At 49.2% G+C, this 14,653-nt stretch carries 14 protein-coding genes; 8 read left to right on the top strand and 6 right to left on the bottom strand.

The annotated features are described in order from the left end of the window. Positions 1-1,230: PAS domain S-box protein (locus tag LUQ50_RS01175; protein ID WP_300034936.1), on the bottom strand; the 1,230-nt coding region annotated here is incomplete at its 3' end. A 448-nt stretch (positions 1,231-1,678) separates the two neighbouring features. Next, positions 1,679-2,563: a methanogenesis marker 12 protein gene (locus LUQ50_RS01180; RefSeq protein WP_300034939.1), complete on the bottom strand. Its 885-nt coding sequence runs from the start codon at positions 2,561-2,563 to the stop codon at positions 1,679-1,681. 39 nt (positions 2,564-2,602) lie between these two features. Between LUQ50_RS01180 and LUQ50_RS01185 the strand changes: the two genes are divergently transcribed. The 4 genes from LUQ50_RS01185 to mch all read left to right on the top strand — a co-directional run bounded on the left by LUQ50_RS01185 (position 2,603) and on the right by mch (position 6,980). Then, positions 2,603-3,538, top strand: a complete 936-nt coding sequence (locus LUQ50_RS01185; RefSeq protein ID WP_300034942.1) for an NAD-dependent epimerase/dehydratase family protein — start codon at positions 2,603-2,605, stop codon at positions 3,536-3,538. Beyond that, entirely contained in the window at positions 3,538-4,698 is a 1,161-nt protein-coding gene (locus LUQ50_RS01190) for a cofactor-independent phosphoglycerate mutase (protein WP_300034945.1), read from the top strand. The genes LUQ50_RS01185 and LUQ50_RS01190 overlap by 1 nt, the downstream gene beginning before the upstream one ends. A gap of 131 nt (positions 4,699-4,829) precedes the next feature. Continuing rightward, positions 4,830-5,954 (top strand): ORC1-type DNA replication protein, encoded by a 1,125-nt coding sequence (locus LUQ50_RS01195; RefSeq protein ID WP_300034948.1) that lies wholly within the window; start codon positions 4,830-4,832, stop codon positions 5,952-5,954. Between the two features lie 78 nt (positions 5,955-6,032). Then, positions 6,033-6,980 (top strand): methenyltetrahydromethanopterin cyclohydrolase, encoded by a 948-nt coding sequence (mch, locus tag LUQ50_RS01200; RefSeq protein WP_300034951.1) that lies wholly within the window; start codon positions 6,033-6,035, stop codon positions 6,978-6,980. 68 nt (positions 6,981-7,048) lie between these two features. Here mch and LUQ50_RS01205 read toward each other — a convergent pair whose 3' ends face one another. Next, positions 7,049-7,312, bottom strand: a complete 264-nt coding sequence (locus LUQ50_RS01205; protein WP_367278928.1) for a DUF1858 domain-containing protein — start codon at positions 7,310-7,312, stop codon at positions 7,049-7,051. Positions 7,313-7,405: 93 nt separating this feature from the next. On the opposite strand from LUQ50_RS01205, the gene LUQ50_RS01210 reads away from it, so the two are divergent. Both LUQ50_RS01210 and LUQ50_RS01215 read left to right on the top strand, forming a co-directional pair. Beyond that, positions 7,406-8,128 carry a TIM barrel protein gene (locus tag LUQ50_RS01210; RefSeq protein ID WP_300034954.1) on the top strand — a complete coding sequence of 241 codons (723 nt, stop codon included), beginning with the start codon at positions 7,406-7,408 and terminating at the stop codon, positions 8,126-8,128. Between the two features lie 12 nt (positions 8,129-8,140). Then, a complete protein-coding gene (locus tag LUQ50_RS01215) occupies positions 8,141-8,836 on the top strand; it encodes an exodeoxyribonuclease III (protein WP_300034958.1) in 696 nt (231 codons plus the stop codon). Between the two features lie 119 nt (positions 8,837-8,955). Here LUQ50_RS01215 and LUQ50_RS01220 read toward each other — a convergent pair whose 3' ends face one another. Together LUQ50_RS01220 and rqcH are read right to left on the bottom strand one after the other, a co-directional pair. Next, the gene (locus LUQ50_RS01220; protein ID WP_300034961.1) at positions 8,956-9,981 is read right to left on the bottom strand and encodes an mRNA surveillance protein pelota; all 1,026 of its coding nucleotides are present in this window, start codon (positions 9,979-9,981) and stop codon (positions 8,956-8,958) included. Then, on the bottom strand, positions 9,978-11,864 hold the full coding sequence (gene rqcH / locus LUQ50_RS01225) for a ribosome rescue protein RqcH (protein WP_300034964.1): 1,887 nt from the start codon (positions 11,862-11,864) through the stop codon (positions 9,978-9,980). The genes LUQ50_RS01220 and rqcH overlap by 4 nt, the downstream gene beginning before the upstream one ends. A gap of 58 nt (positions 11,865-11,922) precedes the next feature. Between rqcH and LUQ50_RS01230 the strand changes: the two genes are divergently transcribed. Together LUQ50_RS01230 and LUQ50_RS01235 are read left to right on the top strand one after the other, a co-directional pair. Continuing rightward, a complete protein-coding gene (locus LUQ50_RS01230; RefSeq protein ID WP_300034967.1) occupies positions 11,923-12,291 on the top strand; it encodes a hypothetical protein in 369 nt (122 codons plus the stop codon). 6 nt (positions 12,292-12,297) lie between these two features. Next, complete coding sequence (locus LUQ50_RS01235) at positions 12,298-14,067, top strand: ribosome biogenesis/translation initiation ATPase RLI (RefSeq protein ID WP_300034970.1); 1,770 nt, start codon at positions 12,298-12,300, stop codon at positions 14,065-14,067. Positions 14,068-14,166: 99 nt separating this feature from the next. Here LUQ50_RS01235 and LUQ50_RS01240 read toward each other — a convergent pair. Continuing rightward, positions 14,167-14,653 (bottom strand): hypothetical protein (locus tag LUQ50_RS01240; RefSeq protein ID WP_300034972.1); only part of this gene is annotated, 487 nt, incomplete at its 5' end.

The raw sequence follows: 14,653 nt of genomic DNA on the forward strand, positions 1-14,653 counted from the left end.
CACAAAGAGAGCTGCCACCTCTTTCGTATGCTCATCAGGGGTTTCTACCTCATAATCACAGTTCGTATCCCCACTTGCAAGTTTTTTCAGGTTTTTCCCGAGGTGATCCACCTCCCTTTGCAGATATGAGATCACACTAAGCTGTTCAGTCATATCCTGAACAGTCTCAACATACCCGACCTGTTCGCCCCTGGCATTCAGGACTGGTTTTGTGACCTGTTTCCCGTTCATCCCCTGCCATTCAAAGTAACTCTCCGTGATTCCTTTCTTTTGAAGTTGCTCTATGCCACAATTTTCGGTTCTACAGATCGTTGCATCTGCTGTGTAACAGGGAAGTCCATACGCAGATTTTCGATCTTTTATAACCTTATTTTTCAGAAGAACAGCTTCAAATGCCGTATTCATATAGGTCCATTTTCGATCCATATCGGTGACATGGATCGGAAACTGGACGGCATCAAGAATTGATTCATACCAGGCAACCCGGTTCAGATGTTCGGTCAGATCCTCAACCGTTTCAACATAACCAACCTGTTCACCCCTGGCATTCATGACCGGTTTTGTGATCTGTTTTGCGGTCATTCCCTGCCATTCAAAGTAACTCTCGGTGACACCTTTCTTTTGAAGCTGCTCTATGCCACAATTTTCAGTCCTGCAGATCGTTGCATCTGCTGTGTAACAGGGAAGTCCATACGCTGACTTTCGATCTTTTATAACCTTATTTTTCAGGAGAACATCCTCAAAGGACTTATTCATATAGGTCCATTTTCGATCCATATCAGTTACATGAATGGGGAACTGGACGGCATCAAGAATTGATTCGTACCAGGCGGATTTGTCATACATAACAGAAACGTCAATAACGGTGATCAGAAGACACTTCTGCTGATTATATGTGACAGGTTGCAGGGTTACCTGAACAGGAAAAACCTCTCCATCTGTACGGATCTGTTCACAGTCGAAGGTGACCGTTTTACCTGAAAGAGCCTGATTACTATACTTCTTAACTGCTTCTTCTGAAATTTCCCCGGTACTCAACCGTTTAGGGAAAAAGAGAGAAGCGGATCTGCCAATAACATCCTCTTGACTATTTATACCATAAAGGGTGTAGGTGGCTTTATTGCAATCAAGAAACACACCTTCAGGACTTATGATTTGGATTGACACCGGTGTCGAATCGATTATACTGGTAAGCGATTCAATTTCTTGGGTCTTAATGTCTGTTGTCATAATTGTCCTCATGAAAAATCATCTACATCAAACAGCTCCAGGTGCACAAAATTCCAGAGTGATCTGCTGAGATAGGTCTCCCGAATAAATACCAATACGATAACCCAGTATTTATGCTATAGCCTGTTTCAACAGGACAAAATCGATTTATCGGCAACTTCAGATATTACAATTTAAAAAAACCAACCAGATGGATACCAGCAGATTAACTTATAAAAATACATAGCATTTCCATGAAAAATCTACAAATATACCAATATCACTCTGCTCGGTTACAAGCCCAAGATCATAACCCTCAAATAATACCAGGATTTGATATGCTATCTGGAGAATGCGTGATCACCCGGAGTGGTGATTATGGTATTAAGAATTGGAATCCGCTTTTCTTTCACCACGGACAGAGTCATACCAAATATTAAGATTGAAGCAAGACGTGAATATCGTTCTCTCATAGTTCAACAGGGATACCAAGAATCCCGGTTGCACTTTCTTCAAATACCGCTTTGGCAATATTACTCAGACCCCGTGCAGCAGTCCATTCATCAAGGACCAGAGGACGGTTCCCAAGCAGTTCAGTAACTCCGGGTTCAACCGCTTCAGCCAGACTTCCACAGAGGGCAACCGGTGAACCAGGGGCTAACAGGGCAAGAGAGGCACATTCCATCGCGGCAAACATGGCAAGAGCAGGAATCTGCTGATCCTGAGGGAGATTCCTGCTTACGCCTGCCTGAAGAAACGCCTCGTTTGCAGAAACCTCACCAAAGTCTACCGAACGAATCGCATCCAGATCAAGGGCACCGTGTACCCGTCCGGGTGCAAAGAGGCATGCATCAAATCCACCAATAATCCGCCCATCCTTAACCAGGAGGGAGACTGTGTTGGAGCTGATGTCACACACGATACAGTCGGAACCCAGATGGCGGACCACCTCATACGCAATCCCAATCTTTTCAGGGCTCGCCTGATGAGAGTATGCTTTGAACCTGGGATCGGTTGGAGAGCCGCGATGCAGCCCGGGGATTGCTACTGCAGGTAGCCCGCTCTTCTGTACCTCATCAAAGACCCGGGTCCCTCCACCTGTATGTTCTCCGGCGCCCTCGTGACTGATGAGACCTCTGTTTTTGAGATGCTGAATGCGTGTTATCGATGAAAAATTGTCACCCATCGAGTAGGTTAGTGCTATTCCCTCTATGGTATCCAGACCCATATCAGGGGAAAGACGCAGGAGATCGGTCAACTGAAAGCCGGTTGCCTCCTTTCGCGGTATCTTAAAACAGGTACCATTTCCTGCAAACCGCATGGCTGTTGTTCCGTGATCGATCCCGATGAACATGGCTTACGCTTAGGTAGAAGGAGAGGGATATTTGTATGGATGCGTAGTATCGTAACCGGCGGAGCCGGATTCATCGGTTCTCATATTGTGGATCACCTGGTAGCGCAGGGAAATGAGGTTATCGTGATCGATGCACTCCTCGCCGGAGACCTGCGATTTATAAGTGCACATATCGATTCAGGAGCGGTCAGGTTCGTCAGGGCAAACCTCCTTGAACCGGGATGGCAGGATGTCTGCGCCGGTGCTGATCGAATCTGGCACATCGCAGCAGATCCTGATGTCAGGGAGAGTGCGGTGACCCCTGATGCCCAGTTGAATAACACCATCATTGCAACCCACCGGGTTCTCGAAGCGATCAGAATACATAAGATCTCTGAGATCGTCTTCACCTCCACATCCACGGTGTACGGAGAGGCAACTGTTATTCCGACTCCAGAAACGTATACCCCAATGGAGCCGGTCTCAGTATACGGTGCTGCAAAACTTGCCTGTGAAGCACTGATATCAGCTTATTGTCACAGCTTCGGAGTCAGGGGATACATATTCAGGTTTGCCAATATCATCGGCCCGAGGAGCGGTCATGGAGTCATCACCGATTTTATTAAAAAACTGAGGGCTGATCCAAAAGTACTTGAGATCCTCGGGGACGGAAAACAGACCAAATCATATCTGGAAGTGACCGCATGTGTCGCTGCGATCACCTACGTAATCGAGCATGCACGGGACCAGGTAAACACCTACAACATCGGATCAGAAGACTGGATCGATGTAACCACCATCGCCAATATCCTTGTTGAAGAGGCTGGACTCACCGGAGTGACCTATCGGTACACCGGGGGAAGCCGGGGATGGGTTGGCGATGTCCCGAAGATGCAACTCTCCGTTGAAAAACTCAAGGCTCTCGGATATACTCCGGAGATTGGAAGTCACGAAAGTGTGAGGCTGGCGGTGAGGGCAGCATTGTCGGGGAACTGATGAAGTATCTTATTGTGCTCGGAGACGGCATGGCTGATGAGCCGATTGCAGAACTCGGGGGTAGAACCCCGATTGAGGCAGCAGACACTCCATTCATGGATCAGATTGCACGGGAAGGGGCAATGGGACTTATCAGAACGGTCCCTGATGGTTTTCAGCCGGGAAGCGATATTGCCAATCTGGGAGTTCTCGGATATGACGTGAAGACCTGTTATACCGGGAGAGGAGCCCTGGAGGCGGCAAGTATGGGTATCGAACTCGGCCCTGCTGATATGGCCTATCGATGCAACCTGGTTACCATCACTGATGGAGTAATGGATGATTTTTCAGCCGGGCACATCAGCAGTGCTGAAGGAGCTGCCCTGCTGCAGAGTCTTAATGACGAGATAAAAAAGAGCAATGCAATTTTTTATGCGGGGGTCAGCTATCGCAATCTTATGGTTGCACCAGGGGGAGGAGGAGTACAATCGACGCCACCTCATGACATCGTTGGTCAGGAGATCAAATCCTCACTACCAACCGGGCCTGACCGTGACCTCATCCTTACCCTCATGGAGATCAGTAGCAGAGTCTTCTCTGATCATCCGGTCAACAAGGCACGCATTGCAGCAGGGAAAAAGCCTGCTACGCATATATGGCCATGGAGCAGTGGGAAACGTCCTGAGATCCCATTATTCCGGGACCGGTGGGGGATAGCCGGAGGGATGATATCAGCCGTTGATCTGCTCAACGGAATAGCCAGGTACGCGGGTATGGAGATCATCAGCGTTCCGGGGGCAACCGGGTTTCTCGATACCGATTACCAAGCAAAGGCACGATATGCAGTTGATGCATTGAAACGGCTCGACTTTCTGTATCTCCATGTCGAGGCACCTGACGAGGCAGGCCATATGGGTGATCTGAAAGAGAAGATCCTTGCCATTGAACGGATAGATACCATGCTGGGAACGATCATGCAGCAGTATGACGGCCGGATTGCAGTACTCCCTGATCACCCTACTCCGATCCGGGTGAAAACCCACACCATGGATCCGGTTCCGTTCGCAATCAGAGGGATCAGAACTGACCGTTGCACCCGGTTTTCAGAAAACGAGCCGAAATTGGGATCATTCGGAGAGATAACAGGCACAGACCTGCTTCCCCTGCTCTTCTCACCCTGATCACCTGTACGGCCAGACAGGGATCTATCTTATTTTTACCGACAGAATCTAGTCATCAGGATTCCAATTAATCACCAGTACCGGGCCGGTTTGCACGCAGAACCAGCAGGCCCACAATAAAAAGGGGAATTATGCCAAAGAAGAGTCTGTTGATGTGGGATGAGACCCTCTTCAGGGACCCCGATGTGTTCGAGATTGATTACATCCCTGATCAGTTCAATTACCGTGAGAACCAGATGCGCGAACTCTCCTTCCTGCTCAAGCCAGGGTTGAAGGGAGGGAGACCACTTAACGCCATCATCAAGGGAACTCCGGGAACCGGGAAGACCACCTCGGTAAGAAAGATCTTCAGCGACCTTGATGATATCGACTCCATGATGGTTCCGGTTCAGGTTAACTGCCAGATTGAAAATACCCGGTTCTCCATCCTTTCAGAAATATATAAAAAACTCGCAGGGCACAGTCCTTCTGCAGCAGGGAACTCATTCAAACGGGTTTTCGAATCCATTGCCCAGGCAATGATCGAGCAGAACCGGGTGGTGGTGGTGGCACTTGATGATGCAAATTACCTGCTCGTTGAGAATGAGTTGAACAAAATTCTGTATATCCTCTTGAGATCTCATGAAGCATATCCGGGGACACGTGTCGGCGTCGTCGTTATCATATCAGATATGGAGGTCGATCTTTCCAGAGAGATCGACACCAGAGTCAGGTCTGTCTTTTCTCCTACCGAGATCTATTTCCCCCCGTATGCAGAAGCCGAAGTATATAATATTCTGCGGGAACGCGTTCTGCAGGGTTTTTATCCCGGTGTTCTTTCAGATGAGATGCTGAAACTCATCGCTGCCCATACCATGTCCTCCGGAGATCTGAGAGTCGGGATCGATATGTTGAAGCGGGCTGCTCTGAATGCTGAAATGGGTGCAGAGCGGGAGATCAGCAGGGAGCATATCAGAGCTGCATATAAGATCTCCAAATACGTGCATCTGCAGTTCAGTCTCAGGTCCCTCTCAAAAGAGGAGAAGGATGTGATCAAACTCATTGCGGTTGCGTCTGCGTCAGATGAACAACTCACGACCGGAGATATGTTTGAGAAGGTAAAAGGGGAACTGAAGATTGGGTACACCACTTTTTATGAGATAATCCAAAAACTTGACGCACTCCGGCTGCTGAACCTTCAGTATAAGGAAGGAAGGGGTCGGACACGATTAATAAATCTTCGGTATGATCCTGATAAAATTCTTTTATATCTATAAAAAGGCATTCAGAGACGAAATCGAAGTCTTCAATACCCTTCCATCACACATGTTAGGGTACTCCATGGGGGTTCGAACGTGATTAGTGTTAATGAATTAGCTCTTGAAATATTCGATAATCTCGCCAACTATTCTGAAGATTTTAATGTTGCATACCATGAACTTGACAATGGTGCCAAGATCGTGGATTGCGGTGTGTCTGTTGCAGGAGGATATGCAGCAGGTCGTGCTTTTACCGAGATCTGTATGGGGGGTCTTGGAGAGGTCAACTTCAGAATGGGCCAGATCAAAGATGTGCCGATGCCGTTCATCGAGGTTAGCACAGACTTTCCGGCAATCTCCTGTCTTGGAGCACAGAAAGCAGGATGGACAGTAAAAGCAGGCAACTACTTTGCAATGGGTTCCGGACCGGCACGGGCACTTGCACTCAAGCCAAAGCATACCTATGAGGTGATCGGGTATGAGGACGAGAGCGATGATGCAGTCATTGCGCTCGAATCTGATCACCTTCCCAACGGTGAAGTCATGGCAAAGATAGCGTCGGAATGTGGCATCGAGGTTGAGAACCTCTGTGCAGTGGTTGCTCCGACCGCATCGATCGTCGGGTCCATCCAGGTATCCGGCCGGTGCGTTGAGACCGCCATCTACAAACTGAACGAACTTGGTTTTGACACCAGGAAGATCACCGCAGCAATCGGCTGTGCACCCATACCACCGGTTAAAGCAGACGCAACCAAGGCAATGGGAACAACCAACGATGCGACCATCTATCACGGTCAGATCAACCTCACCATGACGGCACCGGAGATCAAGGACTACCTTGAAAAAATTCCGAGCAACAAGTCAAAGGGGTATGGCAAACCGTTCTATGAGATCTTTAAGGAAGCCAACTTTGATTTCTACCAGATCGACACCTCACTCTTCTCACCAGCAGAGGTAACGATCAACGAACTGACCGAAGGCAAGGTTTACCATGTCGGAGCAGTCAACCCTGATGTTGTCCTCAAGTCATTCGGGTATATCTAACCGAAAACCGGTTCTTCTTTTTTAAGTTATAGACTAAATCCTGTAGATTCGGGATAGTAAAAAAAGAGTTAAGCCTCGATACCGAGGGCACCTAGCAGATCTGCAAGGGGAATCCCATGTGCTGCAGCAGCCTCACTGACAGTCTCGCCACGGCTGATTGCACATCCGACACAGCCCATGCCAAACCGTGCAAAAATTGCGGCAGCTTCCGGATTCGCCTGGAGAACTTCCAGAATGGTTGAGTCCTTATTTACTGACATAATTATTATGTTGCCGATCACTACGGAAAAAAGATACGGAACCGGATCCCCTGACCATGGTACGAACACCATTTAGAAACAGATTGATACCTGAAGATCATATACAACCCTCAGGAGAAAGGTAATCAGGATTGAATATGTTCTGGTACCTGTATACGTGATACCATGCTCTGGATATCAACACGTTGTCTGAAGGATTCCCCGCTTGAGGTCACGCTTGAGAATCTGGGTTCACTTACCCGCGGTGTTGAGATTGTTGACGCCGGAGCACATCGGATCCCATCGGTGAGTCTGTTAGAGTCGTTTCCGTACCGGTATTCAATTCGTCTGCCACACCTCGATATCAACCTGGCAAGTATTCTGGAACCGGTACGGCAGGCATCAGTAGCCGCGACGGTAGAACGGTTTACGTTTGCCGCCGAAGTGCAGGCCGATGTGATAGTCAGCCCCGGATACCTCACTGCCCAATCTGACTTTGCCCTTGCCCGCAGACAACTCTCGCGGTCAAGCAAGGATCTGATTCAGGCAGCAGACGAGTACGGAGTACGGTTCCTCTTGAGAAACACGGGACGATGGGCTAACTATCTACTCAGAACTCCTGAAGATCTCGGGATGGTTAGTCAGGTTCCCCTTGCCCTCGATATCGGGCATGCCCATGCAAACGGTTGCCTTCCCCAGTTTTTGCATGATGGGGCAAGCCGTTATCTCTATTTGTATGACTGTAAGGGGATCTCTGAAGACCATCTTGAGGTCGGGCAGGGATCGATCAACTTCAGCACTATCGCTGCCGCCATGTATGCTCATGGTGCCCAGGGAGTTGTTGATGTTCCCACCTACCGGAGTGCCTATAATAGTATCAGAGCACTCAGGGAATTCGGAATCGGATAAGGTTTACGAGCGATGATCAGGTACAGAATCCTATCATGGAATGTAAACGGACTTCGCGCGATTTCAGGAAAAGAGATCCTGGATGGGAGAAAATTTCCTGAATTTCTGAACCATGAACAGCCGGACATCTGCGGTCTGCAGGAGACCAAGGTGGACGCAAAGAGCCTTCCACCAGAACTGGGACGAATCGGGGACTATTTTTTCTATCTGAATCCTGCAGAGCGAAAAGGATACAGCGGAGTCGGTCTTTATACCCGAAAGGAACCTGATGATATCTCCTACCGGTTCGGCCCTGGTGAGTTTGATCACGAAGGGAGAACCATCATTGCCCGTTATCCGGAGTTCACGCTTTATACGATATATTTCCCAAACGGGGGTGCATCCGAAGAGCGGCTCGCTTTCAAACTCCGGTTTTATGATGCGTTTCTTGCCCACATCAGAGAACGGGATGCCGCTGGAGAGCGGATCATCATCTGCGGAGATGTCAATACCGCTCACTACCCGATCGATCTTGCAAGGCCGAAAGAGAATGAGACCGTATCCGGGTTTCTCCCGATAGAACGAAAGTGGCTTGATCAGTTGGTTGAGTCAGGATTCATCGATACCTTCAGACTCTTTGAATCCGGGGAAGGCCATTATACCTGGTGGGACTATAAGACAAGAGCCAGATCCCGCAATGTCGGGTGGCGAATCGATTACTTCTTCTAAAACAAGCGGATGAAGGAACATGTAATCAGTTCTACGATCCGCAATGAGATCCTGGGATCAGATCACTGCCCGATCGAGTTGGTCATTGAATTTCAGTAAAGAGAAATTGCTTTGCACGATCAGGAGATAGGATACCGGAGCAGTGCAGCAATTCCACCCAGTTTTTCAAGCCGCTGACCAGGTTCGAACTGAGTTGAAAGGATGACCACATCAGACCTCATCGCTTCTGCTTCTTTGAGGATGACGGTCACCGAGGGTATGTGAAGTCCGGTATCAGCAACCAGGAGAGTCTCAACCGCACCAAATTTGACCGCATCAGATACCTCCTGCGCTCCATATGCAACGGGTTCATTTTTTGCGATCCGTGCCATCAGTTCATCAAGAAATTTTACTTCCCTGGCTAGTTGAAGATCACCGGTGAGTTTCTCAAGTGCTCCCTGTCCGATAACCTCCTGGACTGCGCCTCTCCCACTCCGGCGGGTCTCAAGGACCAGAACTGCACCAGCACGATCCGGTTGTTGTGAACGGAGTCGCTTCGCGAAATCTTCTTTTATAAACCCGGGACCTGCAATGATGAGCGGACCGGTTACCGGTTCCAGAACTGTGATAACGGTATCATAGAGATCCTGCCTGGTGCTGCACTCCATGCCTTTCCCACTTCCGGCAGTAAGGGTATAGATCTGACGCGGCCCGTAACTGTGCATACGGTAGAGTTCTGCATCTCCTTCTTCGATTGCAAGGATATGAACCGCTTCAGATCCTGCACTCCTGACTGCACGGTCGATCCGCTCAAGATCTGCCTGATGCCAGGTTCTGATCACTGAGATCTCAAACCCGGGCTCAAGATTCAGAGTATGATGCGAACCCTCATCCACTCCCTGCTCGATGAGCCCAAAAACCCTCAGACGGAGAGCATATTCATGAAACTCTACCTGTTCAACCCGGATACCGAGTCTGACCGGGCGCTTCTCCTGTTTTTCTGGCCGGAGTTTATCGGTTGCACCTTCAACACTGCGCAGGGTAGTAGCAAACACCAGAGATCCAGGAATGATCAGATGCTGGAGATGCCAGAGGTCATCTGATGATTCAGGAAAGAGTTTGATCTCGCCAAACGAACGCTGAAGTTCACCGATATCTGCCTTCATACCGCTTCCCTGATATCAGAACCTCCGGGCGGGACAAAGGCAGCGATGGAGTCGGTGTTGAGTGCGAACTTGAGTGCCTTCTGTTCAGACTCAGGGAGCCGGTCACGCAGAACACGGACCACCTTTTTAGCCACATCATTCGGTTCAAAAGTTCCCGGTGTAAGAAGCAGGAATAGTTCTGCACGTTTCTGAACCGCTGATGCAGGACCGCCGATGATCCGGGTCTCAGGTTTTTTCTGCAGTCCGATTGCTATCTCCAGGGGTACTGACTTGAACCACTGCCGTTCACCCCTGACCACAAAGGATCCGCGGGAGAGGTATTCTCCGGATTCAGCAGTCTTGGATACCTGATCCGGGCGTGCAGCATACACGTCGGCAGTACCAAACCCTGATCTCCATGCTCCTGAATAAGCGGCAGCAAACCTGGATACCTCATCCCAGTGTTCTGTCTTCCCTTTGACGATGATAACACTGGCTCCGTGGATATCAGCATGCACAAAGGTGTCACCACCTTCCAGGTATTTCTTAACCAGATCCTCGTTCTGGCCGGCATCGCGTCCACCGATGACCAGGACTCCGTCTGAAGTCTGAAACCATCTGAACCGGTGATACCATTTATTTTTAGGCTTCACATACCCGGTAGCTTTACGAACCGGCTGGTGAATCTGCCGCTCCATCGCCGCTTTGGCACCGGTCAGTTTCCGTTTGAACTTCTTGATCTGATCATAATTCCGCCCCGCATTCTGCTCAACGGTATCGTGAACAAATATCTTTACCACAATACCCAGGTCAAGTTCAACAGCGGCCTCTGCCGGGAATACCTGCTTGATCTTCTTTCCAACCCCGGATGTGTCGGCTTTGAGAATATCCTCAATCTCCTGCCATGATTTTACTTGTGAAACTGATCCAAGGGTGGTGATAACCTCCTGTACAAAGGAGTACTCCTCATAGATCTTCTCAACGATTTCTTCGTATCGTTTGATCTGGCGTTCAAATTTTTTAGATGCTTCCTGCTGCTGATGTCGTATCCGATCTTCACGCGATACCTTGGGCTTGGCTTCTTTGATCTCCCTGACTTTCTTCGGATAATATACTACCAGGGCATCACTGAATAAGGGGAACGGACCCTGTAGGACAGGGTCAGCAGTAACCACCGGATGACAACCGCTCTTGGTGATTACCGCAGTCGGGTGCTCTGCTGCTTCATGGAGAAGGGCATGAATGGCATCATATACGATCCCCCCATCAACGGTAGCAGCAGGAGTATCTTTAGGGATTCCGGCAGTCCGGCAGACCTGTTCCGCATACATCCCTCCGAGGAAGGATCCCACGGCAAGAGCCCTGACAATGTCACGGTCATCAGCCTGCAGTGTTGCTATAAACTCTTCGCGAGTCTGGAGACTCACATCAGAAGGAGGGAACAGATAGAGCTTGCCGGGAAGTACATCACGATCTTTGAATTTCTGCCTGGTCAGTGGCTGAATAATTGTGTAATCCTCATTGCAGAGGATAATATTGCCGACATCAAAGACCTCGATGAGCAGATGGTAAACCTGATCAGACTTCTGAACATCCAGAATAATTGTCCGCTGCAGACCACGCTGCCTGATATCGAGTATTCTGCCACCAACGAGATATTTACGCAGGAGCATGGCAAAGGCAGGAGGAATTACCGGAAATTCAGGAACTTCAGGGACGAGATGAACCCTCTTTCCCGGTTCGATAAGTATGGTTCGTTTCTCCCGTTCCTTTGTGTTCATTCGGATTGCCGCTATCCGGTCTTCTCCCTGATACACCTTATGAACCCAGAGCGGAAGCATTCGCCGCAGCTCGGCAGTTACCGCAATGAGATCCACGCCACTCATACCCTGCTGAGTTGCCATATAATACCAACTTACATATGGGCTTACAACTAAAAAAGTAGGACAAGTGGGTACCCGAATGACGGAAGAATCGTTCCAAACCGCTCCTGAATCAGAAGATACCGCGCCTGTATCCGTTCCTGAAGCAGATGACTATACCGGGAGGATTATCCGGACGATCATCGCGGTCATTGCTGGTTTTTTTGCAGGGCTGCTCTGTTTTATTACTGAAGGAAAAGCATTAGAGTCAGGCGGGTCAAGCTCAGCACTATTCTCAATACTAATTCTCATTGCAGCCATCATCATTCAGAAGCATATCTTCATGCTTCTGAGGATGAAGTACACGCTCGAAAAGAAAGACTGGTTCTACCAGGGTTTTATGACCTTTTCATTCTGGTTCGTTACCTGGACGATTCTCCTCTCCGGCTCTGCCCTTAAGGCAGCATGATAGCATATGCGAATCGCGGTAGTTCATAAGGATCGCTGCCATTCCCGTAAGTGTGGCAGCGAATGTATTTTGTACTGTCCCCGGGTCAGAACCGGGGATGAAACCATCGTCCTTGATGAAGAGGGTAAGGCTTTCATATCAGAGGAACTCTGTGTCGGATGCGGCATCTGTGTAAAAAAATGCCCGTTCGATGCCATTGATATCATCACGCTCCCTGAGGAACTTGAGTACCCGACCCACCGGTACGGGCCTAATAGTTTCGTCCTGTATGGGATGCCCGCACCGATCCAAGGAAAAGTGACCGGTGTGCTTGGTGCAAACGGTATCGGAAAGTCCACCTCGGTAAAGATCCTCTCAGGTCAGCTGATCCCGAATATGGGGTTCTTTGACGAGGAAGCAAAGTGGGATTCAATCCTCAAAAAGTACACCGGAACCGAACTCTTCGAGTACCTCCAGCTCCTCACCAAGGGAGGGGTAAAGGTATCGGTCAAACCCCAGTATATCGATGTCATCCCCAAGGTCTTCAACGGGATGGTCAGGGATCTCCTGAAGAATACTGATGAGAGGGGGAAGCTCACAGAATATATCGAGCGGCTCTCTCTGACCGGTATCCAGGACCAGGATATCAAACTCCTGTCAGGTGGTGAACTCCAGCGGGTAGCACTAACAGCAGCTCTTGCCCGCGAGGCAGATTTCTACTTCCTTGATGAGATAACCCCATTCCTAGATATTCACCAGCGGATGGCTGCAGCTCAGGTTATCAGGGAACTCGCAGAGCAGAAACCGATCGTGCTCATTGAACATGATATCGCGATCCTGGACATGCTTGCCGATACGGTCCATGTTGCCTATGGTAAACCTGCGGTCTTTGGTATCATCACCAGACCAAAAGGAGTTCGAATCGGTATCAACCAGTATCTCGACGGATTCCTCGCAGAGGAGAATGTCAGAATCCGTGATTACCCGGTATCGTTTGAAATCCGGACCCATGATGAAGGGGCCAAAAAGAATCAACTGATGAATATTCCGGTTATGTCCAAGAAATTTGACCGGTTCTCACTTCAGGTAAACGGTGGTGATATAAGAGCCGGGGAAGTGATAGGGGTAGTTGGTGCAAATGGTATCGGGAAATCCACCTTTGCCCAACTGCTCGCCGGTGCCGTGAAACCTGACAGTGGTGAGATGACCGACACGGTTCGGATCTCCTATAAACCTCAATATGTCAAGGCTGATTCCACCGATACGGTTGAGTTCACGCTCCGCCAGATCACCAAAGCGTTTGACTCAGGACGGTATCAGCATGATATCATCGAACCACTCTCCCTTGAGCCAATCCTTCAGTCACCGCTGAATACACTCTCTGGAGGAGAACTCCAGCGGGTATCCATCGCAGTCTGCCTCTCCCGTGATGCTGATCTGTATGTGCTTGATGAGCCGAGTGCCCACCTTGATGTCGAGCAACGGATGAAACTGACCAAGGTCTTCAGACAACAGCTTGAAGGAAAAGAAGCTGCAGTACTGGTCATCGATCACGATATCTATGTGATCGATATCATCAGTGAACGGCTTTTGGTTTTTGAAGGAACACCCGGAGTTGAAGGCCGGGCTACCGGTCCGTTTGACATGCGGGAAGGGATGAACCGGTTCTTAAAACAGTTGAACGTTACGTTCAGACGTGACAAAAGTGGCAGACCACGTATCAACAAGCCGGGTTCATTCCTGGATAGGGATCAGATCTCCAAAGGCGAATATTATTACCAGGATCCTGACGAATAACGATTGGAATCATACCGAATGGTATTCCAATCATCTGTTTTTCATCTGTTCTGGAATTGCTTACTTGTCTTAAAAAAGGGTTTGTAATCCACAAACCAGTTAGTGAGTAATTGCCTGCCCTGAGGGGAAGGATACAGCGGTTGTAATATTTGAGACCGATGAGGAAGAACTGCTGGAAGAATTCATGGTAGTATTTCCTGACAGGGTCTGAACCGGAGTTGCACTAACAGTCTGATTTGACTGAGTAACTGGTGTCTGAGTTGCGGTTACAACCGGAACCACAGGGACCTGGGTAACTACCGGGGTCTTTACCGGAACTGACTGAGTCACATTTGAGGAACTGCTGTTTGCATTTCCTTGGACCGATGTACTAACTGACAGGATAGCAGCACTGCCAGAGGTAGCCGGCGCTGTCGTCACGACCGGAGTGACCAGAGTACCAGTAGATGCTGCGGTTCCATTCACCGGCGTTGTGACTGACAGAATGGTAGCACTACCAGAGGTAGCTGGTGAGGTAGTTGCTATCGGTGAGATCAGGGCACTGGTGGTTGTAGTTCCATTCGACGGAGCACTGACTGACATAATA

Origin of the sequence: Methanospirillum sp., from assembly GCF_028679455.1 — an archaeon.
Taxonomy (GTDB): Archaea; Halobacteriota; Methanomicrobia; order Methanomicrobiales; family Methanospirillaceae; genus Methanospirillum.

Excerpts from the sequence above, each read along its gene's own strand:
- LUQ50_RS01180 (WP_300034939.1), bottom strand. The coding sequence starts at position 2,563 with ATGTTCATCGGGATCGATCACGGAACAACAGCCATGCGGTTTGCAGGA.
- LUQ50_RS01185 (WP_300034942.1), top strand. The coding sequence starts at position 2,603 with ATGCGTAGTATCGTAACCGGCGGAGCCGGATTCATCGGTTCTCATATT.
- LUQ50_RS01190 (WP_300034945.1), top strand. The coding sequence starts at position 3,538 with ATGAAGTATCTTATTGTGCTCGGAGACGGCATGGCTGATGAGCCGATT.
- LUQ50_RS01195 (WP_300034948.1), top strand. The coding sequence starts at position 4,830 with ATGCCAAAGAAGAGTCTGTTGATGTGGGATGAGACCCTCTTCAGGGAC.
- LUQ50_RS01205 (WP_367278928.1), bottom strand. The coding sequence starts at position 7,312 with ATGGTGTTCGTACCATGGTCAGGGGATCCGGTTCCGTATCTTTTTTCC.
- LUQ50_RS01210 (WP_300034954.1), top strand. The coding sequence starts at position 7,406 with ATGCTCTGGATATCAACACGTTGTCTGAAGGATTCCCCGCTTGAGGTC.
- LUQ50_RS01215 (WP_300034958.1), top strand. The coding sequence starts at position 8,141 with ATGATCAGGTACAGAATCCTATCATGGAATGTAAACGGACTTCGCGCG.
- LUQ50_RS01220 (WP_300034961.1), bottom strand. The coding sequence starts at position 9,981 with ATGAAGGCAGATATCGGTGAACTTCAGCGTTCGTTTGGCGAGATCAAA.
- rqcH (WP_300034964.1), bottom strand. The coding sequence starts at position 11,864 with ATGGCAACTCAGCAGGGTATGAGTGGCGTGGATCTCATTGCGGTAACT.
- LUQ50_RS01230 (WP_300034967.1), top strand. The coding sequence starts at position 11,923 with ATGACGGAAGAATCGTTCCAAACCGCTCCTGAATCAGAAGATACCGCG.
- LUQ50_RS01235 (WP_300034970.1), top strand. The coding sequence starts at position 12,298 with ATGCGAATCGCGGTAGTTCATAAGGATCGCTGCCATTCCCGTAAGTGT.